We start from the raw sequence: 21,352 nt of genomic DNA, 5'->3' as shown, positions 1-21,352 counted from the left end.
GGACCGCCCCGTCTTCACGCCGCGCCCGATCCTGCCCGCGACGCTTGGCGCCCGGCCGGACGCGCCAGCCGCGCCGCCATCGTCGCCGCCCGTGGTCGAGGCTCCAACCCTTTCGGTGCCCTTGCCGGTCGCGCCGACGCTGAGCGCGCTCGTGCCGTCGGTCGATCCCGCGCCGGTCGTGGAACCGAGCCTCAGCGAGCCGATGCCCGCGGTGCCGGATGTCGCCGTCGCGCCGACCATCGATCCACCCGCGGACGAGGTCCCGACGGGCGACATCCGCAGCCGCGACGAGTCCGGTCGGCCCGCCATGCCGCGCCAGTCGACCCGCGCACCCCGCAACGGCCGCATCTGGATCGTGGCCCTGGCGGCGCTGGCGACCGTGGTTGTGATCGCCCTCACGGCCTGGAAGCTGCGCGACCGCCCGGAAGAACTGGTGCGCGCGCCCATCCCGCCGCCGCAGGTCGAAGCCACGCCGGGCAAGATCGTCGAGCGCGCCGACGGCACCGTCGTGGGCGGCGACGACGAAGCCACCGAAACCCAGCCGACGGCCCCTGCCGTGCCGGCGTCCCCCGCCCCCGTCGGCTCCGCCGCCCAGGCGGTGCTGCCGGTGTCGGCATCGAGCGCCGGCACGGCTGCCCAGCCGGCCAACGACCAGATGATCCCGGTGTCCTACAAGGCGGCCGTGCTGGTGGCGGCACCCGACACGCCCGAAAAGGTGACCACCTACGTCGGCTCGGTGGTATGGCGGGTCGAGAGCGCCAATGCGGGCCAGGACCAGAAGGTCACCACCGCGGTGCGGGCCGACATCGACGTGCCGGACGCCAAGATGCAGATGACCATGGAGATCCGCAAGAACACGGAAGCGCAGTTCCCGGCGTCCCACACCATCGACATCAAGTTCACGCCCGGCCCCGGCAGCCCGATGGGCAACGTCAAACAGATCGACGTGCCCCAGATGCGGCGCGAGGATGCGGCCACGGGAGAGCCGCTGGTGGGCGTGCCGGTGACGATCACCAACAACTACTTTCTGGTCGGCCTGACGCGCGGCGAAGCCGAGGCCCGCAACGTCGAGGCGATGCGCAGCCGCGGCTGGTTCGACATCCCGATGGTGCTCGAGGACGGCAAGCCGGCCAAGATCACCTTCGAGAAAGGGGCCTCAGGCGACCGCATCATCGCGGACGCCCTGGCGACCTGGAGCAAGCCCTGAGCCGCGACGGCGACCCGGCTCACAGGCGGTCGAGCGCCTCGCGGGCCGAGCGCAGGATCTGCCGGGCCTGATCGGCCTGATCGGGTGACAGCACCCCATGCCGGAGGCGACGGAACACCGTCATCCGTAAGGCCATGACCTCTTCGGCCAGGGCCGATTGTCGGATATCGCCCGACGCTTCGTCGAGCTGTGCCTGGACACGGGCGAGTTCCGCCGCGTTCTCGGCCAGGTAGCCGCGCCCCCCATCCGTGATGGTGAACAGCCGCTTGTTGCCTTCCGCCACCGAGGTGACGAGGTCGGCTTCCTCGAGCATCTGCAGCATCGGGTAGATCGAGCCCGGGCTGGGGCTGTAGGCGCCCGCGAAGCGCGCTTCCAGCGCCTTGATGATGTCGTAGCCATGCCGCGGCGCTTCGGCGATCAGGCCGAGCACCACCAGCCGAAGCGCACCGGGGTCGAACATGCGCGGCCCCCGACCGCCGAACGGGCCACCGCGGTGCCGGCCGAAGGGTCCGCCGCGACCGCGACGGCCCATGCCACGCGGGGCATCGGCCTCATCGCCCATGAAGGTCGGCCTGCCGCAGCGACCGAAGAAGGAATGTTTGAAGCGCATCGTCGAACCCTCTGCCGGGACCATCCCGTGGCGATATATCTTTGCATCGATATATCGTTTTGCAAGAGGAGACTGTGGCGCGATAAAACGCCGGTCCGGAAACGAAAAAGCCCGGACTAAATGGTCCGGGCTTTCTGCGTGGCGTCGTTTGTCCACCCGGCCGAAACCGGTGGCGTTGCCTTGGCGGTCGGATCCCCTGGAATAGGCGGATCCCGCATTTCCCTGCTGGTCGGCGGCGAGACCGGGCCAAGCGGTGTCCACTTGGCCCTGATGACTGCTAGGCCGCGGCCTGCTGCGGCTGGGCTTTCACCACCACCGCCTTCGGCTCGGCCGGGGCGCCGTTCCATTCGGTGTTGGCCGGGATCGACTCGCCCTTCATCACCAGGGTCAACGGCCCGAGCCGGGCGTGATCGCCCACATGAGTGTCATACAAGACCGTCGAGCCGCCACCGATCGTCACGCCGGTGCCGATATTGACACGGCCGACCTTCATCACCCGGTCCTCGTAAAGGTGGGTCTGCAGCGCCGCCACGGCGTTGATGGCGGCGTGATCGCCGATCGTCACGCAGTCGAATTCCGTGATGTCGGTCATGTCCATATAGACGCCCTTGCCGATGTGGCAGCCGAACAAGCGCAACACCCAGGGCAGGAACGGCGTGCCGCGCAGATGGTCGAGCAGCAGGCGACCGGCCAGCACGAAATACAACACGCCGACGGCTTCGGTGCGCAGCGCCCACCACGACCACATCGGCTGGGTGGTCGGCCCATAGCGGCCCATGGTGAGCCACTTGGCCACGATGGTGATGCCGGTCATCGTAAACGCCATGCCGACCGCGACCGCCACGAAGGTCCAGAAGGCGCCGGTGTAATCCTCGTCGAGGATTTTCGGGCCGATGACGTCCACGGCCCAGGTGCCGAAGACGATGAACAGCATGGTGGGCAGCGAGATGCGGATCGCCTCGATGACGCCGCGCATGCGCTTCTTCCAGCGCGGCGGCTCGTAGGTCCAGACCGACTCGCCGGTGTCGAAGCGCTGGCGCACCGGCAAGCGGATCGGCGGCGTGCCGAACCAGGTGTCGCCCACCTGCATCATTTCGTTGGCGGGCGGCTTCGATTTGATGCCGATCAGCGCCCCCTCGGGGATGCGGGCGCCGGTCGGCACCACGCCGTCGTTGCCCACGAAGACACGCGAGCCGGTGACGACCTTCTTCAAGGTCATCCAGCCGCGCCGCACATCCTCGTCGCCGAGCATCACCTCATCAGCGATGAAGCACTTGTCGCCGATCTCGACGAGGTCGAAGCGGCTGCCGAGGTTGGTCGAAATCTCGCTGTCGTCGCCGATCTTGGCGCCCATCAGCCGATACCAGATCCGCATATAGATCGTGGCCGACAATGAGCCGAGCGTGTCGAGCGTGATGTCGGAGGTGAGGCTGACGACCCACTTGCGGAAGTAGAACCACGAGAAGGTCGAGTAGGTGCCCTCCTGTTCGCGCGGCAGCACGATCCAGCGGATCGCCGTGACGAAGGCCACCGTGAGAATGACCAGCACAAAGGAAGTCGGCCAGGCCAGCAGCGGCAGCGACGCCAGATAGGCCCAGCGCTGCACTTCCGGAATGGCCAGCCAGGCGTCGATCTGGTCGAAGGCCCAGAAGGCCGGGAAGATCGGCAGTAGGCCGAGCGGCGGGATGAGCAGCACCGCCAGCACATAGGCGACCCCCTGCAGGGCGCGATGCGACCGGGACGCCTCGGCGGGGGGCGGCAGGGCGCCGAGGTCCACCGTGCCGACCTTGCGACCGGGCGAGCCGTCCCAGATTTCGGCGGCACCGACCCGGGTGCCGGAACTCAGCGCCGTCAGGTCGAGCAGTTCGGCGCCGTCGCCGATGACAACGTCGTTCTCGATCACGCAGGAGGTGCCGAGGTAGGTGTCGCTGCCGATCGCAATGGTGCCGACGATGAAGCTGGCCCCCTCGACGCGGACATTGTTGAAATTGACCTTGCTGCCGATGCTGACGCCGTCGCCGATGGTCAGCAGGTCGGCTGCGCCGACCTCGATACCGCCGATCTGGGCGTCGGCCCCGACCTTGGCGCCGAGGCTGCGCAGGAACAACGGCATCAACGGCGAGCCCTGGAACCAGTTGCCATGCGTCAGCGCCACGAAGCGCTGCGCCAGCCACCAGCGGAAATAATAGGTGCCCCAAAGCGGGTACACGCCGGGCTTCATGCGCCCGAGCAGGATCCACTTGGCCGCGATCGCCATGACGACGGTGGCGATGTTGATCACGATATAGATGCCGACCAGCCAGGCGGCCTCCTCGAGCAGCGTGGCGTCGCTGCCCGATAACAGCATGTAGCTGATGAACACCCCGAGCCACTGGAAGGTCATCAGGCACAAGATCACCGGCAGCACCGCCGCCTGGGCGAGGCCGCAGAAGAAGCGGCGGCGCAGCGGCGCCGGCGTGAAGGACAGGTCGCGGGCCGCCGCGACACCACCGGCGTTGCGGGTGTCGAGCTCTGCCGCGATGGCCCGCAGCGAGCGAGCCCTGTACATATCCTGCAGCGTCAGGCCGGCGAGCCGGGGCGTCAGGCGCACGGCCGACACGAAACGGGCCGCCAGAAGCGAGTGACCGCCGAGGTCGGTGAAGAAATCGGCGTCGAAGGGCATCGGCTGCGGCGGCAGCACCCCCCGGGCCGCCGCGAGCAACACCGCCTCGGTGTCGCTCCGCGGCTCTTCCTGGGCTTCCGTCACGACCCGCTGGCTCAACGGCAACAGTTTCAGGGCCTTGCGATCGGCCTTGCCGGACGGCAGGCGCGGCAGCGTTTCTACGATCTCGAACCGGGCCGGGATCATATAGGGCGGCAGTTCCGCCTTCAGGGCCTCACGAAGCAGCTTGGGGTCGAGCGAAGCGGCGTCGACCGGCACCAGGAAGGCGACCAACTGGTCGATGCCGTCGTCGCTGCGCAGCACCGCTGTGGCCTGCGCGATGCCGGGTTGATCGGACAGCTTCGCCTCGATCTCGCCCAGCTCGACCCGGAAACCGCGGATCTTCACCTGGTCGTCGATGCGGCCCCGGAAGGCGATGTTGCCCTGGGCATCGAGCACCACCGCGTCGCCCGAGCGGTAGAGGACGGGATCGCGGCCGTCGCCCCCATAGGGGTTCTTGATGAATTTCTCGGCCGTCAGGGCATCGCGCTTCAGGTAGCCGCGCGCGATGCCGGGGCCGCCGATCAGCAGTTCCCCCTCGACCCCGGGCCCGCATAAGGCGAGCGCCTCGTCGGCCACGTAGCAGGTATAATTGGCGATCGGCCGGCCGATCGTCACGGCCTCGTCGGGTCGCACTTCGGCGGCGGTCGCCACGACGGTGCTCTCGGTCGGGCCATAAGTGTTGAAGATGGAGCGGCCGGGCTGCCACCAGCGCTGCGCGAGCGCCGCCGGACAGGCTTCGCCGCCCAGGATGATGAGCCGCAGGCTCGGCACATCGCGGGTCAGCATGGCCAACAGCGTCGGCACGGTGTCCAGCACCGTGATGCCCTGGTGGTTCATCAGGTCGGGCAGCCGATCGACCTCGCCGAGCGTTTCGGCCGAAGCGACAAACAACGTCGCCCCCACCATGAAGGGGATCCAGATCTCCTCCATCGACAGGTCGAACGCCACCGAGGCGCCCTGGAACACCACGTCCTCGGAGGAGATGTGGTAGAGCAGGTTGGCCGAGCGCAGGTAATGGCAGATGTTGCGGCCCGTGATGACGATGCCCTTCGGCACGCCGGTCGAGCCCGAAGTGTAGATCAGATAGGCCGGATGGGCCGGCGTCGCACCGGCGGCACGCGGGTCGAGCGGGCGCAGGTCGGCGGCATCAACGAGGTCGGCCGCCACCAGGGCGGGGCATGGAAAGGCGCCATCGGCCTTGGTCCGCGAGGCGTCGACGGTCAGGACGACGGCCGCTTCCGCATCGCCCAAACATACCGCGATGCGATCCACCGGCGCATCGGCGTCGAAGGGCAGCCAGGCGGCACCAGTCTTTGCCACCGCGATCTGGCCGATCAGCAGGTCGGCGCCGCGCGGCATCCACAGGCCGACGACATGGTTCGGCCCGATGCCCCGCCGCACCAGGCCGCGCGCCAGAGCCGTCGCGGCCGCATCCACCTCGGCATAGGTCAGGGCACGCTCGCCGAAGCGGATCGCCACCTTACCGCCATGCGCCGCCACCGTGGCGTCGAAAATCTCGCTGAGCAGTTCGTCACGCAGCAGGTCTGGCCGCTGCGGGCCCTGCAGGATCGCCAACCCTGCGGTCCCGGTCCCCTCAGGGGCCGGCGCCACAGTTTCCGCCTGGTCCAGCACGACCCTGTCTTGAATCCCCATCGGTCCCCACGATCGCACCACAGCGCTTCACGACGGCGCCACCGTGCCCCGCCGCGATCCGGTCGGCCGAGCACACCCTCAACCGAGAAGCTGTGATGTCGCACCGATTCGTCAACCCGGTCGCCATTCAACATGACGATCTGGTCATGGCCATGACGCGGGGGCGCTGAATGGGTCGTGAATGCGACCCGGCGCCTTGCGGATCACGCCGGAAAGGCATGCTCCAGTTCGATCAGGATCTCCCGTTCCCGTGCCGACACCCGGGCGAAGCCCAGGATGCCGCCCGCCGCGTCTGCCACCGCATGGGCGCGATGCAGCAGATCCGCCCGCAGCCCTTCCACGGCACGGGGCGGCATGTCGGCGCAAAGCGCCACGATGAAGCTTTTCCAGCGCTCGAACAGTTCCGGGTCGGGGCGCCGGACCAGCCAGGATTCGAGCAGAACATGGCTGGCGCTGCCGGGCGCGATCCCGGCCGCCTCGGCGGCCTGCAACAAGGCCGCACGCTCCTTGTCGTGCAGGTCGCCGTCGGCCCAGGCGATCGCCACGACGGGGATCAGCGTCAGGGCCGCGACCGTGTCGCCGGCAACGTCCATGTCGCGCAACCGGTCGAACGCGCCCGCATCCGCGAGGCCAAGATCGGTCGCGGCTGCAGGGTCGGCCCGAAGGCCGAGCCGCAGCCGTTCGTTCTCCCGCGTGAAGAAGGCGTCTTCCAGACTGCGCCCACGCACCTGAAGGTCGTTGCTGTCCATGGCGTTGTTCCCCGCGAGACCCAGGCTTGCTGCCCATCCCGCCAGGGCTGACGGCCAGGGCGGCCCGATCGTTCCCGGGCCGTTCAGAACCATTCGGCCCGGCCGCGTCGAAACCACAGCACGCGACCTTGGACGATCTCGCTATTCGGCGCCTCGGCGGCAGCCTTGCCGGCCAGAAGATGCAGCAAGGCGCGACACACACCCCCGTGGCCCACCACCACGTCGCCGGTTTGCAGCCCATCGAGCCAGGGCCGCAGCCGCTGTGCCAGCCCGGCGTAGCTTTCGCCGCCCGGCGGCACGAAGCTCCACTTATTGCGCTGCCGCTCTTTCACCAGCGGCCGCACCGTGGCCTTCAGCTCTCCCCAGGTGCGCCCTTCCCAGTCGCCGAAGCCGATCTCGCGCAGCCGCGCGTCGGTGTCGTAGCCGGAAGGATCGAGGCCGAGCGCGTCGCGCACCCGCTCCATCGTGTCCCGGGTGCGGCCGAGCGGAGAGGCCTGGTAACGCAACGCATCGGGGCGCCGCCCTTGTTCGGCCAGCACGGCCTTGAGGATGCGGCCGGCGCCGGATGCCTGGTCACGACCGACGGCGTTCAACGGGACGTCGCGCCCACCCTGCAGGCGGCCTTCGCGATTCCAGTCGGTTTCGCCGTGCCGGATGAAGAAGAAGTCCGGCCGGGTCTCGGCCTCAGCCCTGCCCCACGATGGAGATATCGGGGGCGTCCGGGTTCTTCATGCCGACCACGTGGTAGCCGGCATCGACGTGCAGGATCTCGCCCGTGATGCCGCGCGAGGCGGGCGACAACATGAAGACGGCGCTTTCGCCGACCTCCTCGATCGTCACGGTGCGGCGCAGCGGGGCGTTCAACTCATTCCACCGCAGGATGTAGCGGAAATCGCCGATGCCCGAGGCGGCCAGCGTCTTGATCGGGCCGGCCGAGATGGCGTTGACGCGGATGTTCTTCTCGCCGAGGTCGGCCGCGAGATAGCGCACGCTGGCCTCGAGGGCCGCCTTGGCGACACCCATGACGTTGTAATGCGGCATCCATTTTTCGGCGCCGTAATAGGTCAGCGTCAGCATGGCGCCGCCGTCCGGCATCATGGTTTCGGCCCGCTGGGCGACGGCCGTGAAGGAATAACAGGAGATCAGCAGCGACTTGGTGAAATTGGCTTCGGAGGTTTCGACGTAGCGCCCCGTGAGCTCGTCCTTGTCCGAGAAGGCGATGCAATGCACCACGAAATCGATCTTGCCCCAGAGCGCCTTGACGGTCTCGAAGACGGCGTCGAGCGAGGCCGCATCGGTGACGTCGCAATGGCCCACCACGGTGGCGCCAAGCTCCTTGGCAAGCGGCCGCACCCGCTTCTCCAGGGCCTCGCCCTGATACGTGAAGGCGAGTTCCGCCCCGGCCTCATGGGCCGCGCGGGCGATCCCCCAGGCGATGGAGCGACTGTTGGCGACGCCCATGACGAGACCGCGCTTGCCCTTGAGAAGGCCGCTCACAGGCGAATCGATCGCCGCGTTCTCCACCTGCGCCATCACCCCACCAAACCTTTTCGAGCAGCCCCGCGTCCGCTGCGCCACAGGACCATGCCGCCGTCTTATCCCATGCTGGACCGGCAAGGAAAGAGCGGCGGCAGGCCCGTGGCCATTTCCTCCACGCGGGGCGGCCCCGGTCGATCGGAACGGCCGCACGCCCGCAGCTGCCAAATAAACACGGGCCCGCCCGCCAGGCGGCATAGGCGCGGCCCCCGGGCTGGCTTATGATGCTTAATGAAGCGTTACCGCCTTGAGGGAGGGCCGGTGCCATGGAGACGATTTGCGACGCCGGGTACCGGGACGAGCTCGCGCGACTGACCCCTAGCCTCCGGCGCTTCGCGCGGGCGCTCGTTCGCCATCATCTGGTCGATGTCGCGGACGACCTCGTGCAGGCGACCTTGACGCGCGCGCTCGGCGGCGACCAGGGCCGGCGCGGCACCCGCCTCCATGTGTGGCTGGTGTCGATCCTGGTGGGCCTGCATCGCGACCAGGTGCGCGACCTCGGGGCCGAGCAGCGGATCGGTTCCGCCAGCGACGCCGCCACACCGACGGGCCAGCCCTGGAAATCGGGGCGTCGCGATGTTGCGCTGCTCGGCAGCATCCCGGTCGAATATCGGGAGTCTCTCCTGCTCGTGGTGCTGGAAGGCATGAGTTATGCCCAGGTGGCCGAGTGCCTTGGGTTGTCGGCCGCCACGGTGGCGACCCGGGTGGCGCGGGCGCGGGACTATCTGGCGCGCGCCCAGGCGGGCTGGTCGGGCGGCAAGCCGGCTGTGGCCGGCGCCCGGACGACCTCCCACCTCCGTCTGGTGAAGTGATCCGACACCCCGATGATGCGGCCTTTCAGCGACGTCGACCTTCACGCCTTCGTGGATGGACAGGTGAGCCCGGAGCGCCGGGCCCTGATCGATGCCTATCTCAAGGTCACTCCGGAGGAAGCCTCCCGGGTCGACCTGTGGCGGCGCCAGAACGAGGCGGTCCGCACGATTTTCGCAGGGGCGGCTTCCGAGCCGGTGCCGCTGTGGCTGACGATCGGCCAGGTCGCGTCGGGACGGGCCCGCGCCCCGAACAACAGCCGCGACGCAATCCAGGACAACCGGCTGCCCCGCTCGAAGCCGTCCCGCCCGGTCGGCGCATCGGCGCGGCCGGCCGGCGTCGGTCGCCTGCTCAGACCCATCGGTGTCGCCGTCGTGGCCTTTCTGGCCGGTGCCGCGATGCCCTCGCTGCTGCCGGCCTTGCCGACCGCGATCGAAAACTGGCTGCCCGCCACACCGCGCATGGGGCAGATGCGGCGTGTGGCCGAGCGCACGATCGAGGCCCACCGCACCTTCAGCGTCGACCCCGACCGGCCGGTCGAGATCACCGACCAGCCGGCTGGCGCCCTGGCGGCCTGGTTTCGGCACCATGTCGCGGTGCCGGTCCGGGTGCCGGACTTGACGAAGCTCGGCTGGACGCTGCGAGGGGGCCGGGTGGTGCCGGCCGACCAGGGCCCCGCCGCCCTGATGGTCTACGAGAACGCGGTCGGTGACCGGCTCAGCCTCTTGGTGGCGGGGGTCAACAATCCGAACCTGTCCGACACCAGCTTCGCGCTGCTGCCCGGCCCGACCCTGACCTGGCTCGACGGCCCCGTGGGGTTCGGCCTCGTCACATCCAAGGAAGGCTCCTGGCTGCGCGACAACGCGGCGGCGCTCTACCGCGCCGTTTATGCCGGTGGCGACGGCTGAAGGGTCAGCCGTCGAAATGGGTTCTGGGATTATAGGGCTTCTCGGATTCCCAGCCGCGCATCAGCCCGTCGAGCGTTTCGTCGGCCTCGTCGGGCAGGACGATACGCGGGGTAATCAGCAGATCGCCAGCCGCCTGCCCGCCACCGGCCGGCAGCCCCTTGCCGCGCAACCGCAGGGTGCGGCCGTTGCGGGCCCCGGGCGGCAGGCTGAGTTCGATGGCGCCGTCGAGCGTCGGCACGTTGACCTTGGCGCCCAGCACGGCCTCGTAGAGTGTCACCGGCAGATCGACCCTGAGGTCGCGGCCATCGACCTGAAACACCTTGTGCTTGCCGATCCGCACCGTCACCAGGGCGTCGCCCGGCACGCCACCGGTCGGCGACGGCTGACCCTGCCCCTTCAGGCGGATCTGCTTGCCATCCTCGATGCCGGCCGGCACCTTGATCTCCAGGGTGCGTCCCGTCGGCAGGGTGACGCGCGCCTGGGCGCCCGCAACGGCTTCCGACAGCGTCACCGTGACATCGGCCTTGACGTCCTCGCCCCGCACCGGGGCCGACGACGCCCCAGGGCGCCCGCCGCGCCCGCCGCCGCCAAACAGGTCGGCGAAGAAATCGCCCGGGTCGACACCCCCCTGTGGCCCGCGCCCGCCGCCACGGCCGAACGGGTTGCCACCGGCCTCGAACTCGAAGCCGCCCGCGCCGCCGCGCCGCCCGCCAAATCCTTCGAAGCCCTGGGCGCGCGGCTTGCCGTCGCCGTCAATTTCGCCGCGGTCGAACTGGCCGCGCTTCGCGTCTTCGCCCAGGATCTCATAGGCCTGGTTGATCTCGGCAAACCGCTCCTTGGCCTTCACATCCTTGTTCTGGTCGGGATGGAACTGCTTGGCGAGACGCCGAAACGCCTTCTTGATCTCGTCCGCGCTGGCGGACTTGGACACGCCGAGCGTGGAATAGGGATCGCGCATTCAGAACTTCCGGCACAGGCGCCGACGTTGGGCGCCGCTCGTCGCTACCTCAATTGGGTGCCCGTGTCGCGCTCGGCAAGATTGTCGCTCTTCCTGGCCCCGGCATCCTTGCCGGCAGCGCGATCGGGCGGCGCCGTCAAACGGCCCACCACCCAGTCGCCACTGTTGACGCGGCAGGCGGTGGATTGCGCGACGGTTTCGGCCTCGCCCTTGATCGACACATGGGCCGAGAAGGGTCGACAGATGCCGTCGCCCTTGGGGTAGACCTGGGCCAGCGGCACGAACGACCCTTTGGCGCCGGAGCGCGGGTTCTCCCAGGCCACGGCCGCCCCGTTGCCCTGCGGGTCGAGGGCCGTATCGAGGGCCGACTTGGCCCGCCGCGCGTCCTCGACATCCATCTGGGACGAGAATGGCGATGCGTGGCCCTGTGGCAGCTTGATGGTGCCGGTGGGTGTTTCGTCGGCCACCGTGCCGCTCATCGGCACCGCCAGCGAGCAACCGCCGAGACCAAAGGCACAGAACGTCGCTAGGATGGCGACAGGGCGCCAACCGGGGGCGCGCCGCCCTGTCGCACCTTGAAACATCGTGGCCCTGTCCTTCATCGCACACTACCAGACTGGGTCAATTCACACACAGGAGAGAGCTATCGTGAATGCGTTAACCGTCGGTGACTTCACCCTTTCAGACGATCCCTTCGGCCTGATGCGCGCCTGGATGGACGAGGCGAAAGCGAGCGAGCCCCGCGATCCGAACGCCATCGCCTTGGCGACCGTCGACCCCGATGGCCTGCCGGACGTCCGCATGGTGCTGCTGAAGGATTTCGATGCGCGGGGCTTCGTGTTCTACACCAACGACGAAAGCGCCAAGGGCGAGCAGCTGGCCGGCACCCCGCAGGCGGCGCTGGTGCTCTATTGGAAGTCGCTGAACCGGCAGATCCGGGCGCGCGGCCCTGTGACGGCCGTCAGCGATGCCGAATCCGATGCTTATTTCAACAGTCGCCACCCGCGCAGCCGCGTCGGCGCCATCGCCAGCGCCCAGTCGCGGCCGCTCGAAAGCCGGGAAGCCCTCGAGGATCGCGTCACGGCGCTCGAAAAGCAGTTCGGCGACGGGCCGATCCCCCGCCCGGCCAATTGGCACGGCTTCCGCATCGCGCCACAACAGATGGAGTTCTGGCAGGACAAGCCGAACCGGCTGCACGACCGGGTGGTGTTCCACTTCGACGCCGCGGGGCGCTGGACGCGGCAGCGACTGAATCCTTGAACTGAAGCCACGATCCTGTCAGGGCTTCGGCCTGCGCCGGAGCCGCCTCGCCGATGTCCAACACCCCTCGCCGCACCATGCTGCTCACCGGCGCGTCGCGCGGGATCGGCCATGCGACCGTGAAGCGGTTCTCCTCGGCGGGCTGGCGCGTCATCACCTGCTCGCGCTACGCCTTCCCGGAGAATTGCCCCTGGGAGGCCGGGCCGGAAGACCATCTGCAGATCGACCTGGCCGACCCGGCCAGCACCGAGCGGGCGATCGCCGAGGTGCGCGAGCGGCTGACCGATCGCCGGCTCGACGCGCTGGTCAACAACGCCGCCATCTCGCCCAAAGGGCCAGGCGGCTCCCGCATGGGCACGATCGAAACGGGGCTCGCGGACTTCCAGCGCGTGTTCCAGGTGAATTTCTTCGCGCCGCTGATGCTGGCGCGCGGCCTGCTCGAAGAGCTTCAGCAAGCCCAGGGGTCGGTCGTCAACGTCACGTCGATCGCCGGATCGCGCGTCCATCCCTTTGCGGGCGCCGCTTATGCGACCTCGAAGGCAGCCCTGGCGGCGCTGACCCGGGAGATGGCGTCGGACTTCGGCCCACGTGGTGTCCGGGTCAATGCGATCTCGCCGGGGGAGATCGACACCGCGATCTTGTCGCCCGGCACCCAGAAGATCGTCGAACAGCTGCCGATGCGCCGCCTCGGCAAACCCGAGGAGGTCGCCAAGGCGATCTATTTCCTGTGCACCGAGCAGTCGAGCTATGTGCATGGCGCAGAGATCCACATCAACGGCGGCCAGCACGTATGACGGCGCCCGCCGTGCTCGAAGCCACCGACGCGCGGCTCTACCCGGCGCGGCCCATCCTGGCGGCCAGCATCGCGGTGTTCCGCGACGGCCGCGTGTTGCTGGCCGAGCGCGTCAACCCGCCGGCCGCGAACTGCTTCTCGCTGCCGGGCGGCCTTGTGGAGCCGGGTGAAACCCTCGAGGCCGCCGCCCTGCGGGAATTGATGGAGGAAACCGGCGTTTCGGCCCGCATCCTCGGCTTCAACGACCATGTCGAGGTGCTGGAGCCTGACCCGGACGGCCGCATCAGACGGCACTTCGTGGTGTGCTCCTTTGTGGGCGAATGGCTGTCGGGCGAAGGCACCACCGGGCCGGAAGCCCGGCGCATCCTGTGGGCGGATCCGCTCGACGTGGATCACCTCGCCACCACGCCGGACCTGCTGCGCGTTTTGCGCTCGGCCCTGCGGTTCTTTCCCGCCCGCCCGTGAAGGCGGCCGCGCTGCTGGCGCCGTTGTTGATGGCCGCCACCGCGGCCGCGCCCCTGCCGCCCGAGAAACCACCGGGCGTCGAGGCCCCGGCGTCGCCCGCCACACCGCAAGGCGCCGAAACCCTACCGCCGTATCAACCCGAGGTGGAGCGCCTCGCCACCCTGATGGGCACGCTCGCCTTCATGCGCGACCTGTGCGGCGCGACCGACGCGGCGCAATGGCGGACCAGGATGGAAGACCTGCTGGCCGCCGAAGGCTCCACCCCGACCCGCCGCGACAGGCTGGCGGGCGCCTTCAATGCAGGGCTGCGGGGTTATGCGGCCACCTACCGCCGTTGCACCCCCGCCGCCGCCCTGGTGATCGACAGGGCGCTCAGCGAGGTCGGACACCTGACGCAGGATCTGGCGAACCGCTTCGGCGGCTAGGTTCCAGCCCGCATCCAGACATGCGCCGCGACCGATGCAGCCTTGCAGCAATGCGTATAGTCATGCGCTCAGCACATGGGTATCTATGGTGTCAACACGGAGACCATCATGACCCACATCATCGCCAAGCTTCGCGCCGTCCTCGCCAACCGCCGCGCTTATCATCGTGCCATCGCCGAGATCGCTCAGCTCGACGAACGCGAATTGACCGACATGGGCGTCGATCGGGAGACACTGGTGGCCGGAGCCTATTCGGAAGTCTACGGCGTCGCGCGCTGAGCGCAGTATCCCCTATCGGGTTCGGACGCGTAGCGATCCGGGCTGCCAGTCGACCGCATTATCGGCGCCGCGTTAACCTTAGGTTAAATCGGGCGCTGGCCGCGACGGCCCTCAGTGGCTAGTGTGCGACTCGCATGTTTACCACAACCGAAAACACCGATGACCGCTTCGATGCGGCCGACGAGCGCAGGGCAGCCCTGGCCTATGTAAGCGAGGCCTTTGCGGAGGCGACGCTCGATGGCATCGAGGACGTGTGCTTCGCCCAGGCCGCCTTGTTCACGGCCCTGGAATCGATGGTGCGCAACTTCGGCGAAGAGCCGGTCGCAACCTTCGCAGAAGGGCTCGCCGAGCGGGTTCGGCAAGGCGAGTTCTCGATCGCCGGGCGCCACTGACGCCCGCTCTCCTGTCTGCTGAGGCTGCCTCGATGCAGGGACAAGCCGTGTTGTCGAGTGCGAGACTCGATAACGGTGACCTTCCTCCTGCCGTGGCCCGGCTGCGGGCCCGTATCCTTCAGGCGGCGCGAAGCGGATCGATCGACGACCTGCTGATCCCCATCCAGTGGAACGAGGTTCCGCCGCTGTTCCAGCCCGGCCAACCGCGCGATTTCGATCCGCTGGCTTTTCTGAAGCGGCAATCGTTCGACGGGCAAGGTCGTGAGATGCTGGCGATCCTGTCAGCCGTGTTCCGGTCGCCCCATGCGGTGCTGCGGCAGGGTGCGACGCAGAGCTACGTCTGGCCCGTCTTCCCCGCCGTCCCCGCGCCGACGCCCTGGCCGCAGCAACGATTGGCGCCCTGGACTTGCGTGCGCTTCGCCGATCTTCAGACCTCGTCGCCCGATGGCGGCCCACTGGTGCACCGCACCGCCATCGGGCCTGATGGCACCTGGCATTATTTCTGGACGGTGGCGACGGGCTGGCCCGCACCTGCACCGGGGAGCCCGATGCTTGCACCAGGGCAGCCCCGCCGCTAACACGCCCACTCGGTTGTTCCTCCTGCCCGATCTGCCATGCCCCATCGCCCTCTCGTGTTTTCCGGCGTGCAGCCGACCGGCAACTTGCACCTCGGCAACTACCTTGGCGCCATCCAGCGCTTCGTGGCGCTGCAGGACAGCCACGACTGCATGTATTGCGTGGTGGATCTGCATGCCATCACGGTGCCGCAGGACCCGGCCGAGTTGCGGCGCACCACGCGCGAAGTCGCGGCGGCCTTCATGGCGGCGGGCGTCGACGCCACCAAGCACATCATCTTCAACCAGAGCCGCGTGTCCGGCCATGCCGAACTCGCCTGGATCTTCAATTGCGTGGCCCGCCTCGGCTGGCTGAACCGCATGACGCAGTTCAAGGAAAAGGCCGGCAAGGACCGCGAGAACGCCTCCGTCGGGCTTTACGCCTATCCGGTCCTGATGGCGGCCGACATCCTGGTCTACCGCGCCACCCACGTGCCGGTCGGCGACGACCAGAAGCAGCACCTCGAGCTCGCCCGCGACATCGCCCAGAAGTTCAACCTCGATTTCGGCGCGTCGATCGCGGCGCAGGGCCACGTCGAACATTTCTTCCCACTGCCCGAGCCGCTGATCCAGGGCGCCGCCACCCGGGTGATGAGCCTGCGTGAGGGCGCCAAGAAGATGTCGAAGTCGGACCCGTCCGACAATTCGCGCATCAACCTCACCGACGACGCCGACACCATCGCGCTGAAAGTCCGCCGCGCCAAGACCGACCCGGACGCCCTGCCGTCCGAACTGGAAGGGCTCGAGGGCCGACCCGAGGCCGCCAATCTCGTCGGCATCTTCGCAGGACTGTCCGGGCGCAGCCGGGAGGCCGTGCTGGGCGAATTCGGCGGCGGCCAGTTTTCCGGCTTCAAGGCGGCGCTGGCCGATCTCGCGGTCAGCAAGCTTGCCCCGATCGCCGGCGAAATGAAGCGGCTGCAGGCCGATCCCGGCCACATCGACGCCGTGCTGAAAGATGGTGGCGAGCGCGCCTCGGCGATCGCGGTCGAGACGATCGCGGCCGTGAAGGACATCGTCGGCCTGCTGCGCTAGGACCCTTCGGCATGACCCTGCCCCGCATCGACCTCGCGCCCGGCCTGTCGATCCCCCGCATCGTCACCGGCCTGTGGCAGGTAGCCGACCAGGAGCGCGACGGACGCACGCTCGACCGCGAGGCTGCGGCCGATGCCCTCGCGGCCTATGCGGCGGCGGGGTTCGACGGCTTCGACATGGCCGACCATTACGGCAGCGCCGAACTGATCGCCGGCGCCCTGCTGGCCCGGCATGCGGCCGACGACCCGAACCGCCCGCGCACCTTCACCAAGTGGTGCCCGACGCCCGGCCCGATGACCCGCGCCGTGGTCCGCGCGGGCATCGAGCGGGCCCGCAGCCGTCTCGGCGTCGACACGGTCGACCTCCTGCAGTTCCATTGGTGGACTTTCGAGCACCTGGCCTATCTGGATGCCGCCCGGGAATTGGCGGAAGCGCAGCGCGACGGCCTCGTGGCCCACCTCGGCACCACCAATTTCGACACGGCGCACCTGAGGGTGCTGATCGGCCAGGGCGTGCCGATCGTCTCGAACCAGGTGTCGTTTTCGCTGCTCGACCGGCGCGCCGCCGGGGCGATGAGCGCCTTCTGCCTCGCCCACGGGGTCAAGCTCCTGGCCTACGGCACGCTAGCGGGCGGGCTGCTGTCGGAACGCTGGCTCGGTCGGCCCGAGCCGGATGCCACGAGCCTGTCCGACTGGAGCAAGTCGAAGTACAAACGCTTCGTGGATGCGCTCGGCGGCTGGGGCGTGTTCCAGGCCATCCTGGCGGCCGCCGGCACGGTCGCGACCCGACATGGCGTCTCGATCGCCAATGTGGCGACCCGCTGGGTGCTGGACCATCCGGCCGTTGCGGCCGTGATCGTCGGCGCTCGCCTTGCTGAGGCCGAGCACCGGGCCGACAATGCGCGCACCTTTGCGTTCGCGCTCGACGATGCCGACAGGGCGACGCTCGATGCTGCCCTCAGCCTCGCCACCCCGATCCCCGGCGATTGCGGCGACGAATACCGCCGTCCGCCCTTCCTGACGGCCTCGGGCGACCTCAGCCACCACCTCGCGGCGGTGCCGCGCGTCTTCACCGCCACCCCGGTGCCGGGGCGACCGAACCGAACCCAGGTCGATTCCGGCAGTGTGTGGGAGCCCATCGCGGGCTATAGTCGCGCCGTCCGGGTGGGCGAGCGCGTGCTGGTCAGCGGCACCACGGCGACGCACGGAGCCGGCACGGTCGTTTGCGCCGACGACCCCGGCGGTCAGGCCACCTTTATCCTCGACAAGATCGCCGCCAGCCTCGCGGCGCTTGGCGCCTCGATGGAGGATGTGGTGCGCACCCGCGTTTATCTGCAGGACGCCGACGACTGGGAAGCGGTGTCGCGCGCCCATGGGGCGGTGTTCGGCTCCGTCCGCCCGGCCAACACGCTGCTCGAGGTGGGCCGCCTCGTCGGCCCCTACCGGGTCGAGATCGAGGCGGAGGCCGTAGTCGAGGCCACCTGACCGCATCCGCATACCTGCATGGATTGTGACCTGTCACCCAGCCCTCATTCAGGGCGGCGCAGATCAGCGGCGACGCCTGCGCAGCAGGTGGGGTAGTGGGCGGCGTGGCGCCGCCGAACCAAAACCGGTGTGCCCCGGTCTGCGATGCCGAGGCTTCCCGGTTCCGGGTCTGCGCTGCGCTTGCCCGGAATGAAGAGCCACCGGTCGTCGTCGACGCAAGCCTGGTATCAGGCCTCGGCTGCCTCGAGGTCCACCTCGGCCATCGCCTCCTCGTCTTCGGCCAACCGCGCGCTGTCGGCCGGCGTCAGGCCGAAGTCGGCCGCCACATCGGGCCCATAGCGCAGCATGTCGGGGCGAAGGCGCATCAACGCCAAATCCTTCACCTTGGCCTCGAGCATCACGTCGAAGGCCATGTCCTTGGCGTCCCGCATGAAGCCGAGGAACTCGAACGGGTGCACGAAATCGGCATGACCGGTCCAGACGGGCGGCACCTGCACGGTTTTCAGCTTCTTGGTCGTTCGGTCGCGGCGCTTCAGCTCGCGCATCTCGGTGCGGGGCGAGGAAAAGTGGATCTTCGGTATCTGCCCTTCGGGCCATGAGGCCAGGATGCGCCGCACCGCATCCATCATGTCGAGCTTTTCCGGGTTGAAGCACCAGAAATGCTGGTGGTCGAAGATCAGCCGCACGCCCGTATGCTCGTGGATCCACAGCACATCGGCGGCGCTGAAGCGCAGGTCGTCGTGCTCCAGCACCAGCCGGCGTCGCACCGGCTCCGGCAGGGTCGCCCAGGTTTCCACCCAGCGCGCATTGCTGGCTGGCCGGTCGCCGTAAGTGCCGCCGACGTGGATCACCATCACGGCCTCGGGCCCGAGTTCCATCAGGTCGAGCATCTCGGCCTGGCTGGTGAGGTCCCACACGCTCTTCTTGACCAGCTCGGGATCGGGGCTGTTCAGCACCACGAATTGCGACGGATGAAACGACAAGCGCATGTCGAGCTCACGCGCCTTTCGGCCGAGGGCGGCCAGCTCCGTGCGGCTTTCGCCCACCATGCCGTGGAACTGCGGCATGTCCGGGTGGGTGGCGTATGGCGCCAGGTCGGATGACATCCGGTACATGCGGATGTCGCGCTTGGCCAGGAAGTCCAGGATGGTCTCGATATAGCCGATAGAGGTCTTCAGGTGCGGGTTCTGTTGCCAGCGCCGGGTGTCGTTGCTCTTCAGGTCCGGCTTTCCCATGACCTTGACCGGGAACCCGAGGCGCCGCGTGCCTCCTGGTCCCGACCCCAACCGCTGCTGCCCTGATGCCATCCGTGACGCTCCTTCGCGGGGGCAACGGATCGACGCGGCCTCGGTTCCGGCCGCGTCACATCGCGCCTGACGTCATTCGTCCATGCCGAGCCCGATGGCGGGCGAGAACGACCGAGGCGCGCCCGGCGGCGGTGGCGGAAAGGGCGAGGAATGGCGGATCAGCTCCAGCGCCGCCGCATCGACGGCAGGGTTGCCGCTCGACACAGCAACAGCGAGGCTGGCGATATCGCCGCGCTGGTCCACCGTGAAGGCCACCACGGTTTGCCCTTTCAGGTGCCGCGCCCGGGCATCCGCGATGACATCCGCGGCCTTGTTGAAATTGGCATAAACGCGACCCCGGTAGGCCGTGCTGCCGCCCTCGGCCGGGCTTGGCGGCGCCTGGGCCGGATCGGCCGTGATGTCGGTGCCGTAAGGAAACAGCGCCGCCAGCTTGGCCGTGGTGGCAGCCTGCCGCTGCTGCTCCGCCGTCGGCGGCTTGGGGACGTCCGGCGGTGGCGAGGGGGTCGGCACAGGGTCGTTGCCCGCAGCGTTGGCGATGACAGGGCGCTGGGCCGGCGACGGGGTCGGAACGGCCTCCGAAGGCGCCGCCGTGGCGATAGCGGGCGGTGCCGTTGCGATCGGCTGATCGGCCGCGCCCTCCGGCACCGTCGGCACCGCGACGAGACGAGGCTGCGCTGTGTTGTCGGGATGCTCGGGACTGGCCGGCGTCGCCGCGGGGTGTGTTTCCAGCTCACCCGGAGGCGCGCTCGCAACCGCGGGCAAGGGTGCGGCCACCGGGTCCGGCGCTGGCGCCTCCTGGGCTGGTGCCTGTTGGGTCGGCACCTCCTGCTGCGGTGGCGCCGCTTCGGGGGCGGAGGGCGCTTCAGGCTTTAGCGGCTCGGCTCGGGGGCTTGCGGGCACGACCTCGGCCTGAGAGGCCGAATTAAGCGCGGCGGTGGCAGGCGTCGTGACTTCGGGCTTGCTGGCCACGTCGCCCGGCTTCGGAGCCGGGCCACCCCCCGGCCCCTTCGGCTCGCCCGGCATGTGATCGACGAGCTCGACCGACACGGCCCGCGGGGCTTCGGTGATCCGCAGGGGCCAGCCCACCGCGATCATGCCGCCCACCACGGCCCCGTTCAGCAGAACCGATACGGCGCCCGTGCCGAGAGCCGTCCCGAGCCGGCGACGCCAGGGCGCACGGCGCGCCGGGTCGGCCACATGTTCGGGAACGAGATCGAGGATGTCCGGCGATTGCACGCAGGAACCATGGCAACAGCGCGTCCCGCCCGCAATGTGCAGCCTTCACGTGGCGCCACACTGTGGCACCGACACGACGCCGGCTTGATTGTGACAGCTAAACGACACACATCGCCGCAGGGCCCCCGTGTCAGCAGGATCTGCAGTGTCGAAGAAATCTCACGCCAAACATCCGAAAGCGCCTCAGGCTCCGGTGCCCGCCGTCGGACCACGGACACTGGCGCTCGACATCGGTGGCACCGGCCTGAAGTGCACGGTGCTGGATGAAAAGGGCACCATGCTGCACGAGCGCATGCGGGTCGACACGCCCGTCGACGCGTCGCCGGCGGCGCTGGTTGAGGCCGTGGTGGCGATGGCCAAGGACCTGCCGCCCTTCGATCGCATTTCGGCCGGCTATCCGGGCGCCGTGCGGCGGGGCCATGTGGTGACGGCGCCGCATTTCTCCGACGCGTCCTGGGTGGGGTTCGATCTCGCCAAGGCCCTGGCCGACGCCTTCGGCAAACCGACGCGGGTTTCGAACGACGCCGACATCCAGGGCCTCGGCGTCATCAAGCGGGAGGGCATCGAATTCGTGCTGACGCTCGGCACGGGCGCCGGCACGGCCGCGTTCCGCGACGGGATCATCGGGCCGCACTTCGAATTCGCCCACCACCCGGTGCACGGCAAGAAGAGCTACAACGATTATGTCGGCAAGAAAGCTTTGGAGAAGATCGGCAAGAAGCGCTGGAACAAGCGCGTCCGCAAGGTCATCGCCATTCTTGAGAGCCTCGTCCACTACGACCACCTTTACATCGGCGGTGGCAATGCCAGCCATATCGAGGGCACCCTGCCCGACCATGTTTCGCTGGTCTCGAACGATGCCGGCATGACGGGCGGCATCGCGCTCTGGCAGGACGGCGCGGCGCCGGAGTGAGGCACCGCGACGCGTCG

The 21,352-nt window shown here is 68.8% G+C and carries 22 protein-coding genes; 13 read left to right on the top strand and 9 right to left on the bottom strand.

The window, feature by feature from the left end:
• The coding region (locus P7D22_RS12070) for a hypothetical protein (RefSeq protein WP_319934488.1) at positions 1 to 1,207 on the top strand (1,207 nt) is incomplete at its 5' end.
• Positions 1,208 to 1,226: 19 nt separating this feature from the next.
• Here the strand turns inward: P7D22_RS12070 and P7D22_RS12065 are convergent.
• The 5 genes from P7D22_RS12065 to fabI form a co-directional block, all read right to left on the bottom strand.
• A complete protein-coding gene (locus tag P7D22_RS12065) occupies positions 1,227 to 1,667 on the bottom strand; it encodes a PadR family transcriptional regulator (protein WP_319934487.1) in 441 nt (146 codons plus the stop codon).
• 427 nt (positions 1,668 to 2,094) lie between these two features.
• Positions 2,095 to 6,174, bottom strand: a complete 4,080-nt coding sequence (locus tag P7D22_RS12060) for a Pls/PosA family non-ribosomal peptide synthetase (RefSeq protein ID WP_319934486.1) — start codon at positions 6,172 to 6,174, stop codon at positions 2,095 to 2,097.
• Between the two features lie 203 nt (positions 6,175 to 6,377).
• Entirely contained in the window at positions 6,378 to 6,923 is a 546-nt protein-coding gene (locus P7D22_RS12055) for a hypothetical protein (RefSeq protein ID WP_319934485.1), read from the bottom strand.
• Between the two features lie 83 nt (positions 6,924 to 7,006).
• Positions 7,007 to 7,579: a histidine phosphatase family protein gene (locus tag P7D22_RS12050; protein ID WP_319934489.1), complete on the bottom strand. Its 573-nt coding sequence runs from the start codon at positions 7,577 to 7,579 to the stop codon at positions 7,007 to 7,009.
• Between the two features lie 28 nt (positions 7,580 to 7,607).
• Positions 7,608 to 8,456, bottom strand: a complete 849-nt coding sequence (gene fabI / locus P7D22_RS12045; RefSeq protein ID WP_319934484.1) for an enoyl-ACP reductase FabI — start codon at positions 8,454 to 8,456, stop codon at positions 7,608 to 7,610.
• Between the two features lie 269 nt (positions 8,457 to 8,725).
• Here fabI and P7D22_RS12040 point away from each other — a divergent pair, with 269 nt between their 5' ends.
• Both P7D22_RS12040 and P7D22_RS12035 read left to right on the top strand, forming a co-directional pair.
• Positions 8,726 to 9,271, top strand: a complete 546-nt coding sequence (locus tag P7D22_RS12040; protein WP_319934483.1) for a sigma-70 family RNA polymerase sigma factor — start codon at positions 8,726 to 8,728, stop codon at positions 9,269 to 9,271.
• A 12-nt stretch (positions 9,272 to 9,283) separates the two neighbouring features.
• Positions 9,284 to 10,177, top strand: coding sequence for an anti-sigma factor family protein (locus P7D22_RS12035; protein ID WP_319934482.1), 894 nt, complete (start codon positions 9,284 to 9,286; stop codon positions 10,175 to 10,177).
• A gap of 4 nt (positions 10,178 to 10,181) precedes the next feature.
• Here the strand turns inward: P7D22_RS12035 and P7D22_RS12030 are convergent, their stop codons facing one another.
• Together P7D22_RS12030 and P7D22_RS12025 are read right to left on the bottom strand one after the other, a co-directional pair.
• Positions 10,182 to 11,135: a DnaJ C-terminal domain-containing protein gene (locus tag P7D22_RS12030; protein WP_319934481.1), complete on the bottom strand. Its 954-nt coding sequence runs from the start codon at positions 11,133 to 11,135 to the stop codon at positions 10,182 to 10,184.
• Positions 11,136 to 11,179: 44 nt separating this feature from the next.
• Complete coding sequence (locus tag P7D22_RS12025; RefSeq protein ID WP_319934480.1) at positions 11,180 to 11,719, bottom strand: RT0821/Lpp0805 family surface protein; 540 nt, start codon at positions 11,717 to 11,719, stop codon at positions 11,180 to 11,182.
• A 64-nt stretch (positions 11,720 to 11,783) separates the two neighbouring features.
• Between P7D22_RS12025 and pdxH the strand changes: the two genes are divergently transcribed.
• From pdxH to P7D22_RS11980, 9 genes are all read left to right on the top strand, one after another.
• On the top strand, positions 11,784 to 12,395 hold the full coding sequence (gene pdxH, locus P7D22_RS12020; protein WP_319934479.1) for a pyridoxamine 5'-phosphate oxidase: 612 nt from the start codon (positions 11,784 to 11,786) through the stop codon (positions 12,393 to 12,395).
• Between the two features lie 53 nt (positions 12,396 to 12,448).
• Positions 12,449 to 13,189: an SDR family NAD(P)-dependent oxidoreductase gene (locus P7D22_RS12015; protein ID WP_319934478.1), complete on the top strand. Its 741-nt coding sequence runs from the start codon at positions 12,449 to 12,451 to the stop codon at positions 13,187 to 13,189.
• Positions 13,186 to 13,653 (top strand): NUDIX hydrolase, encoded by a 468-nt coding sequence (locus tag P7D22_RS12010; protein WP_319934477.1) that lies wholly within the window; start codon positions 13,186 to 13,188, stop codon positions 13,651 to 13,653. The genes P7D22_RS12015 and P7D22_RS12010 overlap by 4 nt, the downstream gene beginning before the upstream one ends.
• Positions 13,650 to 14,078, top strand: a complete 429-nt coding sequence (locus P7D22_RS12005; protein ID WP_319934476.1) for a TIGR02301 family protein — start codon at positions 13,650 to 13,652, stop codon at positions 14,076 to 14,078. Before P7D22_RS12010 ends, P7D22_RS12005 begins: the two co-directional genes overlap by 4 nt.
• A gap of 108 nt (positions 14,079 to 14,186) precedes the next feature.
• On the top strand, positions 14,187 to 14,357 hold the full coding sequence (locus tag P7D22_RS12000; RefSeq protein WP_319934475.1) for a DUF1127 domain-containing protein: 171 nt from the start codon (positions 14,187 to 14,189) through the stop codon (positions 14,355 to 14,357).
• Positions 14,358 to 14,491: 134 nt separating this feature from the next.
• On the top strand, positions 14,492 to 14,749 hold the full coding sequence (locus tag P7D22_RS11995) for a hypothetical protein (RefSeq protein ID WP_319934474.1): 258 nt from the start codon (positions 14,492 to 14,494) through the stop codon (positions 14,747 to 14,749).
• Positions 14,750 to 14,781: 32 nt separating this feature from the next.
• Positions 14,782 to 15,327 (top strand): hypothetical protein, encoded by a 546-nt coding sequence (locus P7D22_RS11990; protein WP_319934473.1) that lies wholly within the window; start codon positions 14,782 to 14,784, stop codon positions 15,325 to 15,327.
• A 36-nt stretch (positions 15,328 to 15,363) separates the two neighbouring features.
• A complete protein-coding gene (gene trpS, locus P7D22_RS11985) occupies positions 15,364 to 16,395 on the top strand; it encodes a tryptophan--tRNA ligase (protein WP_319934472.1) in 1,032 nt (343 codons plus the stop codon).
• 11 nt (positions 16,396 to 16,406) lie between these two features.
• On the top strand, positions 16,407 to 17,879 hold the full coding sequence (locus tag P7D22_RS11980) for an aldo/keto reductase (RefSeq protein ID WP_319934471.1): 1,473 nt from the start codon (positions 16,407 to 16,409) through the stop codon (positions 17,877 to 17,879).
• A 227-nt stretch (positions 17,880 to 18,106) separates the two neighbouring features.
• Here the strand turns inward: P7D22_RS11980 and uvsE are convergent, their stop codons facing one another.
• Both uvsE and P7D22_RS11970 read right to left on the bottom strand, forming a co-directional pair.
• Entirely contained in the window at positions 18,107 to 19,114 is a 1,008-nt protein-coding gene (gene uvsE, locus P7D22_RS11975) for a UV DNA damage repair endonuclease UvsE (protein ID WP_319934470.1), read from the bottom strand.
• A 144-nt stretch (positions 19,115 to 19,258) separates the two neighbouring features.
• Entirely contained in the window at positions 19,259 to 20,422 is a 1,164-nt protein-coding gene (locus tag P7D22_RS11970; RefSeq protein ID WP_319934469.1) for an energy transducer TonB, read from the bottom strand.
• 145 nt (positions 20,423 to 20,567) lie between these two features.
• Here P7D22_RS11970 and P7D22_RS11965 point away from each other — a divergent pair, with 145 nt between their 5' ends.
• Positions 20,568 to 21,335, top strand: a complete 768-nt coding sequence (locus P7D22_RS11965; protein WP_319934468.1) for an ROK family protein — start codon at positions 20,568 to 20,570, stop codon at positions 21,333 to 21,335.
• The last annotated feature ends 17 nt before the right edge of the window (positions 21,336 to 21,352 follow it).

The organism is Lichenihabitans sp. Uapishka_5, from assembly GCF_033947565.1.
GTDB lineage: Bacteria > Pseudomonadota > Alphaproteobacteria > Rhizobiales > Beijerinckiaceae > Lichenihabitans.
This window is presented reverse-complemented; position numbering and strand designations above follow the sequence as displayed.